The organism is Enterobacter sp. PL1 (genome assembly GCF_945957325.1).
Classification (GTDB): Bacteria; Pseudomonadota; Gammaproteobacteria; order Enterobacterales; family Enterobacteriaceae; genus Enterobacter; species Enterobacter roggenkampii.
In genome coordinates this window covers 1-352 of record NZ_CAMFKT010000113.1, presented here as the reverse complement: position 1 = coordinate 352, position 352 = coordinate 1, and the positions used below count along the sequence as shown (strand labels likewise).

The following is a 352-nucleotide window of genomic DNA, read 5'->3' as shown; positions in this document are numbered from 1 at the left end:
AGTGCTCACACAGATTGTCTGATGAAAAACAGCAGTAAAAATCTCTGCAGGCTTGTAGCTCAGGTGGTTAGAGCGCACCCCTGATAAGGGTGAGGTCGGTGGTTCAAGTCCACTCAGGCCTACCAAACTCCTTTTAAAGGATGAGCGGTACAGAGATTGCAAAACGATGGGGCTATAGCTCAGCTGGGAGAGCGCCTGCTTTGCACGCAGGAGGTCTGCGGTTCGATCCCGCATAGCTCCACCATCTTTACTGCGAACCCAAGAAAACTTCAGAGTGAACCTGAAAAGGTGCACTGCGAAGTTTTGCTCTTTAAAAATCTGGATCAAGCTGAAAATTGAAACGACACATCTT

General features: G+C 48.3%; 2 tRNA genes. Both read left to right on the top strand.

Annotation, left to right across the window (positions count from 1 at the left end):
• The first annotated feature begins 48 nt into the window (after positions 1-48).
• A tRNA-Ile gene (locus N6P30_RS24505) sits at positions 49-125 on the top strand.
• Positions 126-168: 43 nt separating this feature from the next.
• Positions 169-244, top strand: a tRNA-Ala gene (locus tag N6P30_RS24500).
• The last annotated feature ends 108 nt before the right edge of the window (positions 245-352 follow it).